This window comes from Synechococcus sp. BIOS-U3-1, assembly GCF_014279975.1.
GTDB lineage: Bacteria > Cyanobacteriota > Cyanobacteriia > PCC-6307 > Cyanobiaceae > Synechococcus_C.
On sequence record NZ_CP047936.1, the window covers coordinates 2,220,039 to 2,237,774 of the forward strand.

Genomic DNA, 17,736 nt, shown 5'->3' on the forward strand with positions numbered 1-17,736 from the left:
TAGTCAAGTAATTAACGGTGAACCCAATCAACCCTGATCTCCTTACGTTGGTTCAGAAACTTATCAATTGACATCGCAGCAATACAGCCGTCTGAACAAGCAACAACGGCTTGCTTAAATGGAGTATTACGGATGTCTCCAATTGCCCAGACACCATCGAGTTCGGTCTTCATGTCATCATTGACTTGCACACCACCTTCCTCCGTTAACGGAATCTGGCCATGCAAATAATCAGTAATTGGCAAGCTACCTGAAGAGTAAACGAAAACACCGTTAACATCCAATTGAGTATCGTCTTCACAGCCTGATTCTTGAAGCTTTACAGCAGTGACACCTGAATCATCACCATCAACAGACGTGAGTCGAGTACGCTTCCAACGCTGAACATTTGGCGAAGATTCAAGCTGAGATAAGCCTGTACAACTTGCACTAGGCTTGCTGTTAGTAATCCAATGAACAGTAGAAGCGAATTTAGTTAAAACGAGAGCTTCGTCAATAGCTTCTTGGTTAGATCCATAAACGGCTACTTGTTGATTTTTATAAAAAGCACCATCGCAAGTCGCGCAATAACTCACACCACGCCCCAGATACTGATCTTCGCCGGGCAGCGTAGAAGTGCGGCCCATGGCACCAGTAGCCAACACTAGTGTCTTTCCCTTGAACGTACCTTCAGGGGTATAAACAGTTTTTTCAGGACCAGAAATATCGATTCCATAAACTTGGACCTGCTGATAATTAGCTCCATAACTAATCGCCTGATCCCTCATGGTTTTCAGTAGATCAGCGCCAGAAGTATCAGTAGGAACCCCAGGATAGTTTGCAATTTTGTGAGTAATCGCGAGAGCACCGACTGCAGGATTTTTATCTAAAACATAAGTCTTTAATGAGGAACGAGCTGTGTACAACGCACAAGCACAACCTGCAGGGCCACCACCAATAATAATGACATCAGCTTCGAAAATATCAGACATAATTAACTCCGAGCGAGAGATGTAAAGTCGTTAGCGTTAAGTCCTCGATCAATCCATTGCCCAGGAACCATTTGAATGAAAGCAGTAATTAATTGTGCAACCTGTTGAGAGTGATCAAAATGGAAAAAATGACGGCCCTGTTTCATGCTGACATAACGATCACCGGATTTTAGCGTTTCAGACCAGCGGTCGTGTGAATTCACATCAACAACAAAATCAGAGTCACCATTTAAAACAAATGTCGGAACATTGGGTGCCAGCAAATTGTCAATAGGCTGATGATTAACGATGGAACCTTGAATAAACTCAGTATCTAAGCATTTCGCTAACAAACAGGGAAGTGCTTCAAAAGCACGAGAATTTTGATTTGAGAAGAGCAAAGATGAAAGATGACTCAAAATGGCTTTCCTCGAAGCTGGCAATTGACTTCGCATGTCCAGATAATGAGAGGACCAGTGATTGGCTGAGAAAGTATCCACGGAGAGCAGTGTAAGCGATTTTACCAGCTCGGGGTACTTTTCTGCAAAAAGACAGGCGATTGTGCCACTAATGCCGTGACCAATCAAATGCATCGGTTCGGAAGAGGCCATCAGCGTCTGCTTAAGGAGCTCGTGAACCGTCTCTATAGAGCACGATTCGTCGAGATCATGCTGAAAAGACCAACGCTGAACAGCAAACGAACGGCTTAATAATTGAGAAACGCGCTTATTGAGACAATACAAGGTCGGCTGCAGATCAATCCAGAGGACCTTGTCATGAGGCATATGTTGCACCATTTCATTTATTTTGAAAGAGCGCAGCACTCGAGGGAAAGCACAACTAACAAGCAGTTGTATAAAATGGAATCACGGTAAGTAGACAATAAAACTAAGTAAGAGTGCTGGTCACCAAAATTGAACCCTGCATAACCCTGTTTTTCAAGTGCAGGATCAGCTTTTGATCAATCTTGTCAGCGGATTGCTCAAGACACATCAGAGATTGATAAGCAGTCTCAGAAATAGAGCCCGAACAAGTCGTCTCAAGGTAGAGATCAACCACGTTCGGACGCGAGGAGAGCAATTGGGCTTGGCTATCAAACAAAAGAGAACGCAGCGATCCTTAAGTAAAAATAAAGGAGCAGAGAGGTGCGGCTTGTAACAAATGAAGCAGGCGAAGAGGTCGTGTCAGGCCAACAATCATCTGTGAAAATCAAACAATAAAAAAGACCCCTTTTGAAGGGGCCTTAGGAGGTCAACTGAAAGATGTGGATCAGTTGATTTTTGCTTTATCCATAGATTCAAAAGCGTTCACAACACTCTTGAAGTTAAAACCCATGCCTCTCAAAGCATGCCAGAGATGACCTTGTAGGAAGAAGAAAGCGAGATAGAAATGGGTATTCGCCAACCACGCACGAGCAGTATGTGCGTCACCAGGAAGAGTAGAGGTGTCTGTGAAGTAAGGGGAGAAAGCGAAGTTCAGCTTTAGGGGAGCACCATACAATTCGACCGGATAGATCGTTGTATTTTGTGCACACCAAATAGCAGTCACAAAACCCATTAGTGCAATGCCAGCCAATGAGTACGAGAGAATCGACTCACCGTTGTAAATCAGGACTTTTTTGAAAGGACCAAAAGGAGAACTGATGATATGCCAAACACCACCGATGGTGAGAATGAAAGCGAGAACAGCATGGCCACCCATCACATCTTCCAAGCTGCTGATCGTAAGGAAGTTTGTCTGATAGCCCCAAACCATTCCAAGATCAATATTTGGCTCAACAGTACGAACAGCTCCAAGCGAAGCATCGTAAATACCGTGAATTCGAGCCCATTCGACGAAAGCGATGACACCTAGACCTAGAAAAATCAGGTGATGGCCAAGAATGAAGGTGAGCTTTTTGGGATCATCCCAACTGAAATCAAACTTTTGAGCGCGTCCCGTGGCTTCTGAAAGATCCTTAGGAGCACGAAGAGTATGCCAAATGCCTGCTGCACCAAGAACAGCGGAAGAAACAAGGTGCGTCGCAGCCACAACAATCAGGGGCTGTTGGTCAATAATCACTCCACCATCACCAACGCCAAGGCCTAAACCAGCCAGGTGAGGAATCAAAATCAGACCCTGCTCACCCATCGGAAGGGAGCCGTCGTATCGAGCGAGTTCGAAGAGAGTGAATGCTCCGGCCCAGAACATAATGAGACCGGCATGAGCCGCATGCGCAGCGATGAAAGAGCCGGAGCGCTTCGCTACTCCAGAATTTCCCGCCCACCAGTCATAAGTGACTGATGAATTTCCATACGATTGCATTGGGAAAATGAAAGGCAATCACAACCTAATAACAAGGCAATTTGCTCTAATCATCCGTTAACAATAGTTTTCAAGGTAAAAATTTATGAGGCAGGGGTGAATTTCTTTTGTAACTAACTCTCGTAGCGTATGTCAACGAAACCGAAGAAGCGTCATGAAACCACAGCAAACCTTGTGAAAAGTCAATATTGCCCGATGGAAAACAAAAAGCGCTGTAAAGAGGAACAATTCAAAGGCTGTCAAACCCTCAAAGACAGCCAGGACCTGGCTTTCAAGCCAAGCCAAAGATGCAGCGACACACTCAATCAATTAAAAACAATCAAGTACTAAATCTTAAGGCAAATAAAAAACAAGCGAGAATAAAAAGTCAAGCCAAAGGAAGAATATCAACGCAAAAACTCGCCCGAACAATACAAAATCAAACCAAATGCAGGATTAAGATGATGCAGACGGAAAAAACAAGTTACGAAACGACTCGCGAATATCAAACATTAATTAGTGATAATAGAAGCAGAGTAAAGCCGACGTAAATGCAGACTATAAGATCGGCCTATAGGTAAGCAACAAAAAAGATCACCAAAGAAGCTCATGAATCAAAAATAACCTAGAAACAAGGTCAAAGCGTCGAAAAAGAAATTTCTACAATTAGATCAAAAGAACAGCATTCAAAATCTACCTACGCATCAATCATTACTAACATAGAAGGATCGCGCCAAAGCGGATAATCAATTCACTGATAATCGCCACATGTCAGTGAGTTCATCGAATCAGATATCGCGAAGATTAGGACCGAGTGAGGGTTGGCGACGCAAACGCGTAAGAATTGCGATGGCACTAAGGCAACAAGGGTGGTCTTACAAAACAATTTCAGAACATTTATTCGTATCACCTAAGTCAATCATGAGAGATATCAAATGCTTTGTGATTAATCCACGGAATTTACCTCGGCCTTAATTCTCAGAAGATGAACTGAGCAAAACGCATTAATCAAGATTCAAGATTAACTATATAGGGTATTGCTGAAAAAAATAGCTAAGCGAAGCCATCGCGTGGAAGGTAGAGGATTGAGGAGTTGTCAGCCCGACAACTCCTAAATCCAGATGCCGGTGCCCACCTGCATCATACTCAAGGCAGCCATTAAGACTGATAGAGCAGCGATTATCCAAGTCGCAATCTAATTGTGGTAGAAGGAGCTGCAAAGATCTCGACATTTTTAACAGAGCGGCGAATCATCAAGTTCAAGCAAGCAAGTGAGATGCTACAAAACAGAGATAATTAAAAAAACTATTCAATCGTTCAACATCACAAACTTGCAGATCGGATGAGATATTCAAATTAAACGCTGAACTAAAGCAATCGAATGGAAAAAGAACGAAGGCTCAGTCACCGATATAACACCTAGACCTAAAACTGATTTGAACGCAGATGCTCATATAGAGAATCAATCACAAAAAATATAAATCACAGTTATAAGATTACGAAAAAACAATGGTTCTCACCGAAGGAAAGAACCATTGGCAACATCTAAGCAATCAGCTATAAGCTTTAGCGATCAGAGGACCAGCTTGGTCATCAGTAAGAACTGGTGTGACTTCCCAATTAAGATATTCGGCCCATTCAGCAGCATGTTCATAACATGCATCAGCGTTATCAGCCTCAACGAGGATCCAACCTTCAACTGAGCCTGGACCATGAAAACGCTTCCAAGATTGACATGCTGGAAAAGGCGCTCCAGACGAAAGAAATTTCTTGGCGGCAATTTCGTGGTATCCGGTCTTAAAAGACCAATGCATCAAAAAAGTCATAAAAAATGATTGACTCAAATGGGTCGCACAGATACTAAGAAAAATACAGTACTTGAAGGGGCTTTGATGTAGAGACCGGCAATCAGATGCCGACAGCTAAAACGTAACCGCCACAGCTCAGAGAACATCTGAGATATGTGTCCGCTAAACAATATTTTTTTGATAAACAGTCATATCAACGCAAAAAGAGGTCTTAACGAATTAGAAAGACGATTCAAACTCTAATTATGTTTGCAGAAATTCAAAGCACCAAAACAGGATCACTCAAACAATGACAGAACAAACAAACCAACCCCAAAGGCAAGAAACAGGCCTAGAGCGACGAACACATCATTTACGCAATGGACTCATACTAGGTAAAAACACTCACTGAGTGCGCGGCGTAAGTCCCAGGTTTGATACCTGCCAGTTCAGCAAATGAAAAAACCAAAAGGTTAAAACCGGGTGAAAAATCAACACTATAGATAAAAAGACTAGAATCAAAGCAAAGAGAGTTATAAACACATGATTCAAGATCTTTATTATCTATCAACCCTCTATACTACGCTCAAGTGGAAGGATGTCCTCCTCAGAGGAGTCTTTAGAGATTGTTGGAACTGGTATTGCTATTTTAGCCTTTGCTTTTTTTATCGTAAATGGAGGAACTGCAAATGATGGAATGGGTACGCGCACCGAGAATTGACTGGTGCCAATTGGTACATTATTAATTGAACCAATTCTAGGACGATTTGGCAGTACTTCTTCACCAGATGCATCATAGATAAAAGCAAAAACATCGACATCCTTGATCAAACTTTTAGCAGTGCTCTTAATCTCTCCGTCCAAGATATAACATCCAGAACGGTAGCCCTTGGGCTGCTTAGACGCCGGATCAGCTGTATCACATTTGACAAGGTTAAGCTGACTTAACTCGAGATTAAGCGCTTCAACAGAAGGGACGAGTAGGGAAAAAGACAGGAAGAGGACTAAAAATATTGAAAAAAACCTGCTTTTCAGAGAGTCCATAACAAATTGAATATCGTTTGCACACTGATGCATATAAGGAAAATCGGCAAACGCTAATTACCCAAGGCTTGTATCGATTGAATCACTTGCTTTGCGCAACGCAGGGGATTAAGCAGCGTGAAATAGGCACATTAATTCAGAACTATGGAGATGATACTGAGTATGTCAAATAAATTTTCCAAAAGACATCAGTAATCGTGGATTAATGCTTTGAATAGAAGCCACGTCGCTCAACGTATCTCTTGAAATCTTTTGATTCATATAACCAAAATTTTTCCTTATCAAGAACGAAGCCCTCAGCAAGGGCAATTGCAATCACATGATCTTCATTATTGGCCGTACTGACTTTTTGCTGAAGACTCTGATCCTCTTTTAGACGAGAAAGAAAGGAGCAAAGATCCTGCTCAGACTGCTGACATTGCTTAAATCTGCCCATATAAAAGGGGACTGAATTGTGAAGCATCACATAACTGAATAAACTTGACTAACGATACAAGCAATGAACACACTAATGCATCCCAAACAAATATCTTATATTAAGATCTTTACGTCAATTATTTAGATTTACTGAGCACTATATAACGAGGCTTGATCAAAACAAAGCGCAACAATGAAAACAAAGATCAATCAATTTCAAACCATTTCGATGAATCAGAAGCTAGTGAGTAGATCTCAAAAGCTACTGAACTTGTAAGCATCTAACTGTTGATTGGCATGACAGGATCGATGGTCCAGCGCCTGCCTCCCATGCGATCATCTTCTGAATAGCAATTGGCCAATAAATCTCCACTGGCACTGCGAACCATACATTCAAGGCCGTCGTTGGTTGTAATAAAGCTAGAAGAATTAGGACAAACAAGTTTAGCCAAATCATCACTCATGCTTTTGACAATTTGATCCCAAATAAAATCAATATTATCATCAGAAGAGGCGGCAAAGTGCATAAAGCAGCAATTAGAATTTAATCATCGTAAAGAGATCGACGAATCGGGCAATGATCAGATGTGCAGATGAGGTGCATCTTATGATCAATACGAGACTAAACCTGTAACCAAGGTCGGTTTAAAGCACTATTAATGACAGACAATTGCAAGCAAAAGGCAAAACCTATCGACTAAGTACTAATTTATAGTTACTTTTTGATCCTTGACGCAACCTTCATGTAGTCGAAACCATCTAAATCATCGATCTCTTGCGGTGCGAAGCCCTGTGGTTGCACGGTTTTAGCCATACCGAGAAACTCACTGATGTATCCACGTCGAAGAGTTCGTGCAGGAATGCGCTTAGGAGAAAGGTCGCTGATGATGAAGCACGCGATTGTAGTCATTATAGAACTTCATGAATTCATACGAAGAACGTTTTTACGTGCCTCGGGTTTTAAGCAAAAAGCGGGTTCCAACTCAGACCACGTTTAAAATCCTGTAAGACGATATAGAAGGAGAAAACAAATAGATCCTCAATTAATCTAAGAACCTCTGCATCTGCAGAGTAGAGCTTGATTTAACATGTATCGGAAGCAGGGACTTAGAATAAAAGGATTACTCTATTTTTAATCAATCAGACAACATCACTTAGAGCGTATCTGAGAAACTTAAGCAAAGAAATTGGATTCAAGGTTGTCCAAACCTCTGAGATTGTCAAACAGTCAGATGAAAAAGAGCTTTGGAATTCGTAGCGACGATTAAAATAATCTTGCAGAGCCGCTTGATCTCTCCTCTGCTCAAATTGCTTTTCCAGGTTTACTAAGTCTTCCTGAGCAACAATCACCTCATCAATGACCAAAAACCATCTGTCGCCTCCCTTCAAAACAGTGGTAAGCCTTTGAAATAGGCTGATGATCAGAGCCAGTATTTTTTGCATCGTTTCAAAAACACAACTGATCCTAAGGCTTGTTCTTCAATGTCACTGGTGCTGCACAACACACGGGTCGGAAATTAAGCGTTGCTAGGGATGGCTATAGTTTGTAAGTACTCGCATGAACAAGCGAACCATACTGATCTACACAGGCATTTTCATTGCAGGTTTTCTATTTGTGTCATCAGGAATGGTCTACAACAACTTCTGAACAATAGCCAAACGTATCATCATTTGTTCTGCCCCCAATTCAGATAAACAACTGACGGTCGAATAAACATTAACATTAAGCCTGACATAGCTCACCGAGAAATCAGCAAGCAAAGCCTCAAATCATAGGAACAGAACGCTAAGATCAAGGCGATTAATATTCGACTAATGGAAATTTCAACCCTAATGCTGCAACACACACGAAAAGTGCAAAGCCCAGATTAGTAACACATTCAAGACTAATATTAAAGCTTTAAGATCACATTGACTCTGCAGAGGAATTTACTGATGAAAAACTCAGATCAGACAGATTACCCAAAAATAGTCTATGATAATTCCTGGCAAGACCTAGGTGTGATGTACGAAAACTGGAAGGCAGTACACGGAATCGATCGACAGTTCTGCATCGAAATAATCCGCAAATTTGCAAACTATCTTGATAGTGACAAATAAACGAGTGCAACAAGTCTGTGATGCTCACAGACTTTATCTTTCGCTATCTTTACATCAAAACAATACAGATTGAGTAATCGCCGAAATGCCCATAAGCAATCGCAAAGCGAAAACAGCAAGATCTTAGGCAGGTCATGAAGCCATGCTTCGAGTAAAGAAAAATAAAACCAAACCAAATTGCATAAAGTTCACCAACACACTATCGTGTTAAATAGCTAACGCTCAGCGCGTGCTCATCGACCCAAACGAATATCCGCTTAGGCAAGCGGTAGATCAATGTCAGGCACTTTTAAGTCAAAAAAAGTATTGGTATGTAGTAAAAACAGATTAACCCTGTCTTCATTATGCCTTTGCACACCAATTCTTCAATCACTGATTGGTGGAGCAACTACTGAGGATGAGGGTCTAGACTTACAATTAAAGTTTAATCCAGATATCTTAATCACAAGCGAAGATCTTGAAACTGGATATGGTATCCGCCTTGTCGAAAAAGTCAAAATACACAATCCCAAAATTAAAGCACTTATTTTTCTAGCTAGAGAAACAACTGAGGTTGTCCATGAAGCGATGGCTGCTGGTGCGGATGGAGTCATGTTCATCTCATCTGTGGGATCGGGCCACGGTGACTTCATTAATGCACTCACAACCACAAACAATGATGGTGTCTATTATCCGAAATCAGTTCGCGCAGCAGCCACAGCAATCATCAAGCAACCACCTGAGTTGATCGATCCACTATCTGAGCGTGAGCGTGAAGTTCTCCGCTGCATTATCAAAGGCATGAAAAATTCTGAGATCGCAGAATCGTTAATTTTGTCTTCAGAAACAATCAAAAGTCATGTCAGCTCGACGATCCAAAAGCTAGGAGTTAGAGACAGAACTCAAGCTGCTGTATTTGCGCTGACTCATGGTTTGGTCGAAACCGATATTTAAAGTTCAATGTTTGATGAAACTATTGCCAGTTATGGGAAATAACCAATTAAGCAAGCCGACTCGGCGATTGATTGCATCACTCTGGAACTGCGTGGCTCAAACTTTAAGGAACGACGGCATAACAAGACAAACAGGATACTCCAGCTGACTTTTGTAACTCAAGCAAGCAACCCACTCGCAGCCAAAGGGTTAAACGCCTAAAGTATTTATACTTAGCCTATCATCATGACGAGTTCCAATCTGCTGGTTTTGTTTGTGAGTTTTTCAACTGCCTGCCTTGTGCTGAGTATTTACAAAATCAACAAGACAGTTCAGTAAGGCCCCACTGACAAGGTGCTCCACATGATCAAGGGTTGTATTCCGAGCGCGATAAGCAAACTCAGAATCAATCCCACAGAAGCTTTACCAAGATCACTGCCGATCACCCTCATCAGGCTTCCATCCGTCTGATAGGTAAAAACAGTTTGTAGTTCCATCTCTCTGATCCGTAGGGCTAACTCTCGACCTGCAAGCAACCCAAGAAAGACCCAGGTTGTGCTTAAGGGAAAGCTGCTGAAAACCGCCTCATAAAGCAAACAAAAGCCAAACACAACGTCGATCACAGTGGCTGATCGCAAATCTGATGTATTGGTTTTCGATCGCAACACACTCTGAATTGGACCACCTCCAGTCAAGATGAGCATGCAGAGGCCCACACAAAGAGTCAGAATGCATAAGCACATGGAAATGAAATTAAGATGACGAGGCAGATAAACAAAAATATTTGCCATGTCCTGTAGCAGCCACATGCTCCACAAAAACCCGGTCGAAAACCACTGGATAGCAAACCAATTTATGCTAATCACTTTTAAATCCTGATTGTGCTGAGAAATCAATCGTTCCAAAAGCCATACTCCTAAACCCCAGACAGCAAGTCCAAGCAAGAACGCCATGGCATATCCGGAAATTGAACTCCCTAAAAGCCTTCCGATATTTTCAGGAACGAAAGAAGAAAGCACCAGAAATGAAGTACTCACAGGTGCGCCCCATGCGGTTAGTGCTAGAACTGCAATCGGGGGAATCAAATAGGCCCAGGTGAAAGTTTCTGGCACTGGAAATGACTGAAGACGCCCCCAATCAGGTTCGCCTTGATGAAGAAACCAACCCAAGAAAAGTACGCCAATAGTTATACTACAAACAAAAAGCATTTGAACATTTTTGGGCGTTCGCTGTCGATTTGAAGAAATATATGTCCCCAGTGTTTGCAGAGAATCGTTGTAAACAACTGAAAAAGCTGCCAGCAGGAATCCGATAACCATCCAGGCATTGATATTAATCACCAGCAGACCTATTGACTAACATGATTAGATCTTGGTAACGGTGCACTAATCGATCGAGTGATGGGAGATGGAAATTTGATGGCCTACCAAGCATTATCCATGAGCCAGCTCATGGCGCATAGCCCGCTCAGGAACACCTATTGAGCCAACCAACGAGTTATTACCGTCCCCTCATAAACATGTCCAGAGGCCTCAACAATAGCCTTGGTTCGTGGGTTCATAAAGATGTTATATAGAACATTTTCTTGCCCCTGAAACATCACGGTTGCCCTATTGGGGTTCCCGTGAGAAACACCAAGATAGAAAATCTTGACACCCATTTCTGAAAACATTGCCTGCTGTTCAGGTTCTTCCATATAGGCTCTGTATTCTTCAAAGCTCTTGCTGAGCTTGAAATCGAGAACAGTGGTTTCAATCATTGATGGTTGGAAAGCAGAACGAGTACAGAAAGGATATTCACTGAGAGCAGTGATGGAGTAGGTCAATTCAAGACCGTTGTTCTCGTAGTTTGGCTCGAGCCGGTGTGCATTGGAGCACACACTCAATGCTGATTGAGCACGACAGCTAGCCATAGGAGAGACGATGTAGGGCAAAAACGACGATGAAGAGTGGCTTGCGAACAGATCGAACCACTCGGCCTGAACAGCCCTTGGTGACATTCACAACTCAGGGCATCAAGCAGGTGCAAATCACCAACTCAACCCAATGGAAGCAGCTCTGGGCCCAGTCCCAGCATGCCTATCGCTGTAAAACAGATGCTGACAACAACTGAAAAGCCTGTAATTGGGACTAGGAGCTGCCAGCTCGCTGCGATATGAGGAGAAATTATTATCGATGCTTGACTGTTCTCGAGACATTTCTAGAACTCTTGAAAAGGCATAATTCCAATGGAAATCCACACTGCCCACGCCGAACCCATTGGTGAGTTAATTCGTGAGGGGCATCACAAGCCATTTCGTGCTTTGGCCTGCCCAATTGGCCCCAGTTGCAAACTTGCAGGTCCAAATACACAGGTTCAACAGAGCTGAGGCCGAGGGGCAAACATCGTCTCAACTCAGTCATCAGGCAATGAGTCACCAGCGAGAATCAAAAACTCTGTAGCAAATTTCAATTGAGGTCAAAACAAGTGAGCGCTTTTTGACCTTGATTTGCTTTTGATACGCCTGAGTGCAATCATTTATATTCGCAAAAACAAACTAATTTCAAAATAAGCAGATCAAACTAGAAAAGATGAGGTGGCAATACCGAGAGGGAGATTTTTGCCGAAAATCACTGAGGTCTTTCTACTAAGCGCAACAGCATGCAATTCTCCCCATCGAGCGAGTTGGCGTTGGCTGGTTAAGAAACAAAAGAAAGGGTACCTCTCGGTCCTGCTGGATTCATTGCGAACTGCCAGCTCATCTGTTCAGAGATAAAAACTGTATTGCGAAGCTTCGGATACAGGGGCAGCTGTTCCATCACGCGATGATCGAATGGCACTCGGCATCGATTGATGGCTTCTAAGTTCTTCCACGTTCACCATGAGTTTCGAGCTGGGAAAGCCCAGCAATGGTGGGAGGCAGCTCAGAAAGCAATGGCTCCTGGCGGAGGCTGGGATGATTCTGTCGCCAATAACTTGAAGGCTGGTTTCTATAACCACTGTTTCTGCCCAGTTGGTTCAGAAGGACCTGCGTTCTGCATCTGGGAAGTGCGTGAAGGCATCACTGCTCAGCAGTTCCAGGACTTCATCGATGGTCCAAACGGCGTGAACTTTGGACTTGGTGCATGGATGAATATCTGCAAGGAAATCAACGTTGAACTGGCTGGGAATCCCCCCTATCCGCGCAAGTTCTGAATAACACTGGTGAACAGGCCTAGATCACCCGAACCTTGGCCTGTTCTAAACCTCCTCTGCGCTAAGACGAGCAACCTCGTCTGGTCCCCATGCACCGAACCAAACAGCTGTTGTTGTTTTGCTGGTGCCCTGATCCCATCAGTCGTCTGCACGTCAGCGCATGACCGGCACATCATGTGCACAATTCCGGCTCAGGCGGCAGCTTGCTCGGAGATATTGCGAAGGACTTTTTCTTGAAGTTGCTGGACAGCGCAAAGTGCCTCGTGGGCAGGCCACCCATGCTTGTTCATGAGCTCCTCCACCAGATAATCGGGAGAGTTTGAGATTCGAGCGTTGAGGTCAGCCACGGCCCGGTCATCACGGGCTAAAGCATCGAGTCGGAGTGATCGAAGTTTTTGAATACTTGGCTGATTCATCCACACACTCTGCACGTCAACGGTGCCTGAGCGCCATCAAATGACAATCAAACCCACCTCAAGTGGGCATACCAGGAGCCGATGAGCTGTGTTCTGGGAGAGCGATGCAACCCTTCAACTCCCCATGAGTCAATTGAGAATTGAAAGTGGCTCATGTCTGATCATCACGCAAGAACCCAACCAAGGCAGTGCTTTGCGATGACGGATACCGAACCGGTCGACGTTTTGTCACGCTGATGTCACGTCTTTGTCACGCAAAGCTAGAAGTGACTCATGCCTAAAACAAACAACGGCGCACCCTGGGAAGCCAATTTTCGATTGATTATCAGAACAGCTCCCGGATTACAAGGCTTCACGGTGAGCAATGCGGGAACCAAGATCCAAGTGCGCTTCAGGCCCGCTGGTGGCAAAGGCCAAGCAGCGCGCCTTCCGATGCTCTGGGAGCAAGGGAATGTCAATCAGGCCACCCTGCTGATCAACCACGCAGCGAAAGCCCTGCTGGAGGGAAAGACCGACTCCCTTGCCACGGCGATCGCAATGAGCCAGAGCAACAGAACCATGCAGCACGGATTGGATTGGCAGGCCGTGGCCGATGGGCTCCGGGAGGCCTTGATGAATCACCGCAACGCGATCCGCGCCACGACCTGGCGTAACAACTACCAGGCCTATGTGGAAGAGGCCCTACGCCTGATCGCAGCCGGGATGGCCTCAGATGGCCACAGCCTGCTGAAGAGCACTCTGGCCAAGTGGGCAGGCATGGACCCCTCCAGCGCCGCCTGCGGCAAGGCGCTGCGCAACCTGACTGATCACGCCATTGCCAGATTCGGTGCAGACAAGTCCTGGCAGATCACCTCTGAACACATCCAGGAACTGCGAGGCAAGCCACCGAAGAAACGCCGGAAGGCCACTCTCAGCGACAGCGAGCTGATCCTCCTAATCGACGGGATCGCCAGCAGGAATCCAGGGTGGGCAAACGTGCTGCGGATCATGACCCTGTTCGGCCTACGTCCAATCGAACTCCAACATCTGACCCCCAACACACGAGAAGACGGAAGCCTGGGTGTCTGGTGCAGTCATGAGAAGAGCTGCGGCGGAAAGCAAACCCAGCAGCGCCAGCTTGAGCCCTGCTGGCTTCAGGACACCGATGGCTCAGCGATCCATTGGAACGTCATCGAACTGTTCCATACCGGCCTGCTGGAGCTCCCTTTGGGAATCGACGGTGAACCCCGGAAGCTCGACGGTCACCACTGCGAAGTATTCCTGAAACGCCAGCCTGAATGGAAGCAACTACAGCAAGATTGCGAAAAGCGCGGAGAGTGGCTGAGGACCTATTCCTTCCGGGACACATTCAGCCTGCGGTGCCACCGACAAAAAATCGAGCTGGGTGCTATCTGCGCCGCGATGGGGCACAACATCGAAGCCCATAGCCGGGCCTATCGCTGGGAGCCAAAGCAAACAACTGCGTCCGCATTCTCATCAGCACATTTCTGATGACTGGAGCTTGGTAGAGCTGTAAGGAATGAAGTGATTGCAATTAAGAAATCATTCATTGATTAGAAGCACCAGCAGCTCATGACCCCCATACATGAATTGACGAGTGGATTAGATGAAAAAAAATTCTCGGCATCCCGAAGACATCACGCACTACCTAATTCGTGCTGCAGCGGTTTTTTTCATCGTGTCTATAGCTGGAGCGACCTATTGGGTCGTTCGCGATCCGGGAAACAACATCTCGATCCCTACCGTCGAACCCATGACTCGCCAAGCAATGCCGGCACATTGAACCCCACTCATTCAGCTGAATTGCAAGACGGAGGCCATCCCTTCCAGAGCACTGTGCAGTCCTCTAAAAGGGAAATGGAAATTCTGTAAAGGATTCGATGGCGTTGCAAGCAAGATTCAGCAATAACTCACTTCAGTTGTAATTCTGGACGCACCCAGGAACCATCGAAATAGGATGTTTTGGGATTATAAATACGGAGGGTTGCATTCCACCCTGGATAAATGCTCAGGTAATTATCCTGACTGACATCACCACCAAAATTCAGCACGACCTCGCCTTGAGCATTCGTTTTCGCAAAAGCGCTATTGATGTTGTAATTTTCGCCTACTGGAAAGCCGTCCTTGTCGTAAACAGTTAAAGACCAAAACGCATTACTTCCATTAGGCACATCTTTAAGAGTGAGAGTTTGCTCTTTCTCCGAAGACGGCGTATAGAAAAGATAGACTGCACCTTCTTTCGGGAGACCACCAATACCTACTGCAACACCCATATTGTTTTGCTCTGGAGAAATATCGCTCTTTCGACCATACAAATCCTCAGACTTCACACCCTGCTGATCGCGCTGTTCATTGTAAGCAGCACGCAGTGCAAGCATTTCATCTTGATTCCAGCGATTAGGCTGAACAAATTCGCCAGGACTAGCCTGTGCAACTTTTAACCCCTTCTGCAACTCGCGAGCTTTGACGAGGTCATCTGGATCACTCATATTGACACCGGTGCGGTACGCCACCAAGGCATATCGGCTGCCAACGTTGTCCTTCGTCAACTCATATTCACCAGGAGTCTTGTAAACAGATGTATAACCCTGATCATCCACAACCATGGCGCTTTGATAGCGACCACCTGTTTGCGGAAGCGTGATCATCGCTGGATCGTTGAGATCCAGAATCAAGAATGAATACAGCGTGTCGAAATTAATGCGAATGACGGTTCGATCCTTGGGGTCAGCCGCTCTGCTGTCATTCCAAAGCACACCCATACCACCAGTGCAGGTTTCTTTGGCAATCTTGGCGATGTACTTGGCGAACACTGTCTGTGTTTCAGCAGCTGCGAAGGTTGCTTTGTTCACGGGAGCAACAGCATCGCTCTGAACAACAACAGCAGGCTCAGGGCAAGAATTCGCCCCGGCCATGGATTGCGACTTTGCTGAAGAATCCGAAACAACAGAAAGCAACCCAACGCTCAGTGCTGACACAAGCCCTGCACAACGCGCAGAAAAGCCGCCAAAGTTTTGAGCCATGAACCTATAAATTCCTAATGACTGCCTAGCCAGATCCCAGCCTGATGCGACGTGAATGGCTCAATGAATCCACTTCATTCGCCCTTTCAGGGGCTTTGGATTTTTGCGATCAATCCTGAACCCGAGGGCACTGGATGACTGCCCTTGTCGCCAGCGAACCTAGGGGGTAGAGGTGATCCGATCGCAATGGATTAGGAGTCGTGAAAGCCCACCGACAGCCCAAAAGTGTCAGTGGATTCCAGATAAGGCTGTAACAGGGAGGTGGGCTTGCTTCATTATTTCTTCCATGAACGTTCGGGGAGCATTGGCACAGCTGCGATTTGATTGCCCCTAGTTTCAGCATCCGACGTTCTCCGCAGCTGATGTCTCCCATCGACCTATCCAGTCTCAAGTGGGGAGAAGACGGAGAGTTATCCCACAATGACAACCTCACTCTGGTGGAGAGGCTGATGAGGGTTGAGGAGGAATCCAAACGATCTGACCTCAATTCCAGTCCAATCCCGCAACGGGAATCCGCTGAGTAGGTATCCGCACCACGACAGGCCAAGGCAAATTTCTAGAACATCAGGAATCAATCATTTCCTGATGGCGATTCATACTGCTCACGCAGAACCAATTGGCGAATTCATCCATGAAGGTCGTCACAAACCCTTTCGCGCATTGGCTTGCCCAATAGGACCTAGCCACCGACTGGCAATCTGGAAAGAGCCAAACAAAAGAGCTGATGAGGGCTGAAATCCAGTCCCACAATCATCAAAGGCCTGTTGGAGTCAGCTTCCACAGCGCCCCCTCGGGAATCTCCGGACGAGATGTCATGTCTCGGGGCTGCTCAAATGCAACACGCCATTCCGCGACCCGTGAGGGGGGATGGTCAGGATGTTCAATCCGGATACCGCCAAGAGTTGACGGAGCGCCGAACCAACCACCTCTCCAATGGGGGATCCCATGTTGACCTCCACTGAAGAACACCCAACATCTCGCTAACGATTGGTTGGCTGAAGACGTGGCTGCCATCAGTTTGCCTCCGCAAGAATCTTCCAGGAAATATCCTCCATCAACACGGACGGCTGACCGGCAATGGCAGCTGCTAAATCAGCTGGTTCAGACAGGTCAACCAAAATTTCTCCATTCCTACAAAGAAATTGAAGATCCGATTGATCCATATGAATCACCCGATATGCAGCAAATTTTTCTCCTGATAAAAGCTTGGCTTTTGCTCTTGCCTCTAAAAGGCTGACGTCATCGGCAATACTCACCCAACCCTTTTCTGAAAGCCGTTGAATACAAAACATTTGCTGCATCAATGCGATGAATGAACTCTCGACCGCTCAATCCCTTTTTGGTTGCAACTAACAGGTGAGCTTCGGGATCATTGCCTCCGCATGGCTTCAACCTTCACGACGGGTCGATCGGCGACGGCTTCCACAAAGCACCTTGAAGCACCTTTCGACCGACGATCAAAATCGCGGGCCGGTGGACGACTCGGCTGCCACCTCAGGCCCTTAGAAGCACAATTCGCAATTCAGCTCTGAATCATCAGATCAGAAGCCATGACAGGCTTCTCTTGCCTTCCAAGCCATACGGTGTTGTTCGGCAGTACAAACGACACCTGACAATGCAACCGCAGCGA

18 protein-coding genes are annotated in these 17,736 nt (G+C 45.5%); 4 read left to right on the plus strand and 14 right to left on the minus strand.

From position 1 onward, the window contains the following. Window positions 1-11: 11 nt before the first annotated feature. The 9 genes from SynBIOSU31_RS12185 to SynBIOSU31_RS12225 all read right to left on the minus strand — a co-directional run bounded on the left by SynBIOSU31_RS12185 (window position 12) and on the right by SynBIOSU31_RS12225 (window position 7,924). Window positions 12-971, minus strand: a complete 960-nt coding sequence (locus SynBIOSU31_RS12185) for an NAD(P)/FAD-dependent oxidoreductase (protein WP_186490396.1) — start codon at window positions 969-971, stop codon at window positions 12-14. 2 nt (window positions 972-973) lie between these two features. Beyond that, a complete protein-coding gene (locus tag SynBIOSU31_RS12190) occupies window positions 974-1,774 on the minus strand; it encodes an alpha/beta fold hydrolase (protein WP_255477230.1) in 801 nt (266 codons plus the stop codon). A gap of 445 nt (window positions 1,775-2,219) precedes the next feature. Beyond that, on the minus strand, window positions 2,220-3,254 hold the full coding sequence (locus tag SynBIOSU31_RS12195; RefSeq protein WP_186490398.1) for a chlorophyll a/b binding light-harvesting protein: 1,035 nt from the start codon (window positions 3,252-3,254) through the stop codon (window positions 2,220-2,222). 1,532 nt (window positions 3,255-4,786) lie between these two features. After that, the gene (locus SynBIOSU31_RS12200) at window positions 4,787-5,059 is read right to left on the minus strand and encodes a DUF3303 domain-containing protein (RefSeq protein ID WP_186490400.1); all 273 of its coding nucleotides are present in this window, start codon (window positions 5,057-5,059) and stop codon (window positions 4,787-4,789) included. 528 nt (window positions 5,060-5,587) lie between these two features. After that, entirely contained in the window at window positions 5,588-6,064 is a 477-nt protein-coding gene (locus SynBIOSU31_RS12205; RefSeq protein WP_186490402.1) for a hypothetical protein, read from the minus strand. A gap of 202 nt (window positions 6,065-6,266) precedes the next feature. Beyond that, window positions 6,267-6,500: a Nif11-like leader peptide family natural product precursor gene (locus SynBIOSU31_RS12210; RefSeq protein ID WP_186490409.1), complete on the minus strand. Its 234-nt coding sequence runs from the start codon at window positions 6,498-6,500 to the stop codon at window positions 6,267-6,269. 262 nt (window positions 6,501-6,762) lie between these two features. Continuing rightward, complete coding sequence (locus SynBIOSU31_RS12215) at window positions 6,763-7,008, minus strand: hypothetical protein (RefSeq protein WP_186490410.1); 246 nt, start codon at window positions 7,006-7,008, stop codon at window positions 6,763-6,765. A 188-nt stretch (window positions 7,009-7,196) separates the two neighbouring features. After that, entirely contained in the window at window positions 7,197-7,391 is a 195-nt protein-coding gene (locus tag SynBIOSU31_RS12220; RefSeq protein ID WP_186490411.1) for a hypothetical protein, read from the minus strand. Window positions 7,392-7,621: 230 nt separating this feature from the next. Next, window positions 7,622-7,924 carry a hypothetical protein gene (locus tag SynBIOSU31_RS12225; RefSeq protein WP_186490412.1) on the minus strand — a complete coding sequence of 101 codons (303 nt, stop codon included), beginning with the start codon at window positions 7,922-7,924 and terminating at the stop codon, window positions 7,622-7,624. A gap of 933 nt (window positions 7,925-8,857) precedes the next feature. Between SynBIOSU31_RS12225 and SynBIOSU31_RS12230 the strand changes: the two genes are divergently transcribed. Continuing rightward, complete coding sequence (locus tag SynBIOSU31_RS12230) at window positions 8,858-9,514, plus strand: response regulator transcription factor (RefSeq protein WP_255477231.1); 657 nt, start codon at window positions 8,858-8,860, stop codon at window positions 9,512-9,514. A gap of 311 nt (window positions 9,515-9,825) precedes the next feature. On the opposite strand, the gene SynBIOSU31_RS12235 is transcribed toward SynBIOSU31_RS12230, so the two are convergent. Continuing rightward, a complete protein-coding gene (locus tag SynBIOSU31_RS12235; protein WP_370593630.1) occupies window positions 9,826-10,833 on the minus strand; it encodes a hypothetical protein in 1,008 nt (335 codons plus the stop codon). Between the two features lie 137 nt (window positions 10,834-10,970). Beyond that, window positions 10,971-11,252, minus strand: coding sequence for a DUF3764 family protein (locus SynBIOSU31_RS12240; RefSeq protein ID WP_186493046.1), 282 nt, complete (start codon window positions 11,250-11,252; stop codon window positions 10,971-10,973). A 1,073-nt stretch (window positions 11,253-12,325) separates the two neighbouring features. Here SynBIOSU31_RS12240 and SynBIOSU31_RS12245 point away from each other — a divergent pair. Together SynBIOSU31_RS12245 and SynBIOSU31_RS12250 are read left to right on the plus strand one after the other, a co-directional pair. Beyond that, window positions 12,326-12,667 (plus strand): hypothetical protein, encoded by a 342-nt coding sequence (locus SynBIOSU31_RS12245; protein ID WP_186490413.1) that lies wholly within the window; start codon window positions 12,326-12,328, stop codon window positions 12,665-12,667. 689 nt (window positions 12,668-13,356) lie between these two features. Then, window positions 13,357-14,574 carry a site-specific integrase gene (locus SynBIOSU31_RS12250; protein WP_186490414.1) on the plus strand — a complete coding sequence of 406 codons (1,218 nt, stop codon included), beginning with the start codon at window positions 13,357-13,359 and terminating at the stop codon, window positions 14,572-14,574. A 419-nt stretch (window positions 14,575-14,993) separates the two neighbouring features. On the opposite strand, the gene SynBIOSU31_RS12255 is transcribed toward SynBIOSU31_RS12250, so the two are convergent. Then, window positions 14,994-16,106 carry a DUF1254 domain-containing protein gene (locus tag SynBIOSU31_RS12255; RefSeq protein ID WP_186490416.1) on the minus strand — a complete coding sequence of 371 codons (1,113 nt, stop codon included), beginning with the start codon at window positions 16,104-16,106 and terminating at the stop codon, window positions 14,994-14,996. A gap of 362 nt (window positions 16,107-16,468) precedes the next feature. Here SynBIOSU31_RS12255 and SynBIOSU31_RS12260 point away from each other — a divergent pair, with 362 nt between their 5' ends. Then, the gene (locus SynBIOSU31_RS12260) at window positions 16,469-16,630 is read left to right on the plus strand and encodes a hypothetical protein (RefSeq protein WP_186490418.1); all 162 of its coding nucleotides are present in this window, start codon (window positions 16,469-16,471) and stop codon (window positions 16,628-16,630) included. A gap of 229 nt (window positions 16,631-16,859) precedes the next feature. Here SynBIOSU31_RS12260 and SynBIOSU31_RS12265 read toward each other — a convergent pair whose 3' ends face one another. Together SynBIOSU31_RS12265 and SynBIOSU31_RS12270 are read right to left on the minus strand one after the other, a co-directional pair. Further along, the gene (locus SynBIOSU31_RS12265; protein ID WP_255477234.1) at window positions 16,860-17,120 is read right to left on the minus strand and encodes a hypothetical protein; all 261 of its coding nucleotides are present in this window, start codon (window positions 17,118-17,120) and stop codon (window positions 16,860-16,862) included. Continuing rightward, window positions 17,120-17,407 carry a hypothetical protein gene (locus tag SynBIOSU31_RS12270; RefSeq protein ID WP_186490420.1) on the minus strand — a complete coding sequence of 96 codons (288 nt, stop codon included), beginning with the start codon at window positions 17,405-17,407 and terminating at the stop codon, window positions 17,120-17,122. The genes SynBIOSU31_RS12265 and SynBIOSU31_RS12270 overlap by 1 nt, the downstream gene beginning before the upstream one ends. Window positions 17,408-17,736: the final 329 nt, after the last annotated feature.

Excerpts from the sequence above, each read along its gene's own strand:
- SynBIOSU31_RS12270 (WP_186490420.1), bottom strand. The coding sequence starts at position 17,407 with ATGCAGCAAATGTTTTGTATTCAACGGCTTTCAGAAAAGGGTTGGGTG.
- SynBIOSU31_RS12250 (WP_186490414.1), top strand. The coding sequence starts at position 13,357 with ATGCCTAAAACAAACAACGGCGCACCCTGGGAAGCCAATTTTCGATTG.
- SynBIOSU31_RS12195 (WP_186490398.1), bottom strand. The coding sequence starts at position 3,254 with ATGCAATCGTATGGAAATTCATCAGTCACTTATGACTGGTGGGCGGGA.
- SynBIOSU31_RS12185 (WP_186490396.1), bottom strand. The coding sequence starts at position 971 with ATGTCTGATATTTTCGAAGCTGATGTCATTATTATTGGTGGTGGCCCT.
- SynBIOSU31_RS12225 (WP_186490412.1), bottom strand. The coding sequence starts at position 7,924 with ATGCAAAAAATACTGGCTCTGATCATCAGCCTATTTCAAAGGCTTACC.
- SynBIOSU31_RS12230 (WP_255477231.1), top strand. The coding sequence starts at position 8,858 with ATGTCAGGCACTTTTAAGTCAAAAAAAGTATTGGTATGTAGTAAAAAC.
- SynBIOSU31_RS12210 (WP_186490409.1), bottom strand. The coding sequence starts at position 6,500 with ATGGGCAGATTTAAGCAATGTCAGCAGTCTGAGCAGGATCTTTGCTCC.
- SynBIOSU31_RS12240 (WP_186493046.1), bottom strand. The coding sequence starts at position 11,252 with ATGATTGAAACCACTGTTCTCGATTTCAAGCTCAGCAAGAGCTTTGAA.
- SynBIOSU31_RS12260 (WP_186490418.1), top strand. The coding sequence starts at position 16,469 with ATGTCTCCCATCGACCTATCCAGTCTCAAGTGGGGAGAAGACGGAGAG.
- SynBIOSU31_RS12245 (WP_186490413.1), top strand. The coding sequence starts at position 12,326 with ATGGCTTCTAAGTTCTTCCACGTTCACCATGAGTTTCGAGCTGGGAAA.
- SynBIOSU31_RS12205 (WP_186490402.1), bottom strand. The coding sequence starts at position 6,064 with ATGGACTCTCTGAAAAGCAGGTTTTTTTCAATATTTTTAGTCCTCTTC.
- SynBIOSU31_RS12265 (WP_255477234.1), bottom strand. The coding sequence starts at position 17,120 with ATGGCAGCCACGTCTTCAGCCAACCAATCGTTAGCGAGATGTTGGGTG.
- SynBIOSU31_RS12220 (WP_186490411.1), bottom strand. The coding sequence starts at position 7,391 with ATGACTACAATCGCGTGCTTCATCATCAGCGACCTTTCTCCTAAGCGC.
- SynBIOSU31_RS12200 (WP_186490400.1), bottom strand. The coding sequence starts at position 5,059 with ATGACTTTTTTGATGCATTGGTCTTTTAAGACCGGATACCACGAAATT.
- SynBIOSU31_RS12255 (WP_186490416.1), bottom strand. The coding sequence starts at position 16,106 with ATGGCTCAAAACTTTGGCGGCTTTTCTGCGCGTTGTGCAGGGCTTGTG.
- SynBIOSU31_RS12215 (WP_186490410.1), bottom strand. The coding sequence starts at position 7,008 with ATGCACTTTGCCGCCTCTTCTGATGATAATATTGATTTTATTTGGGAT.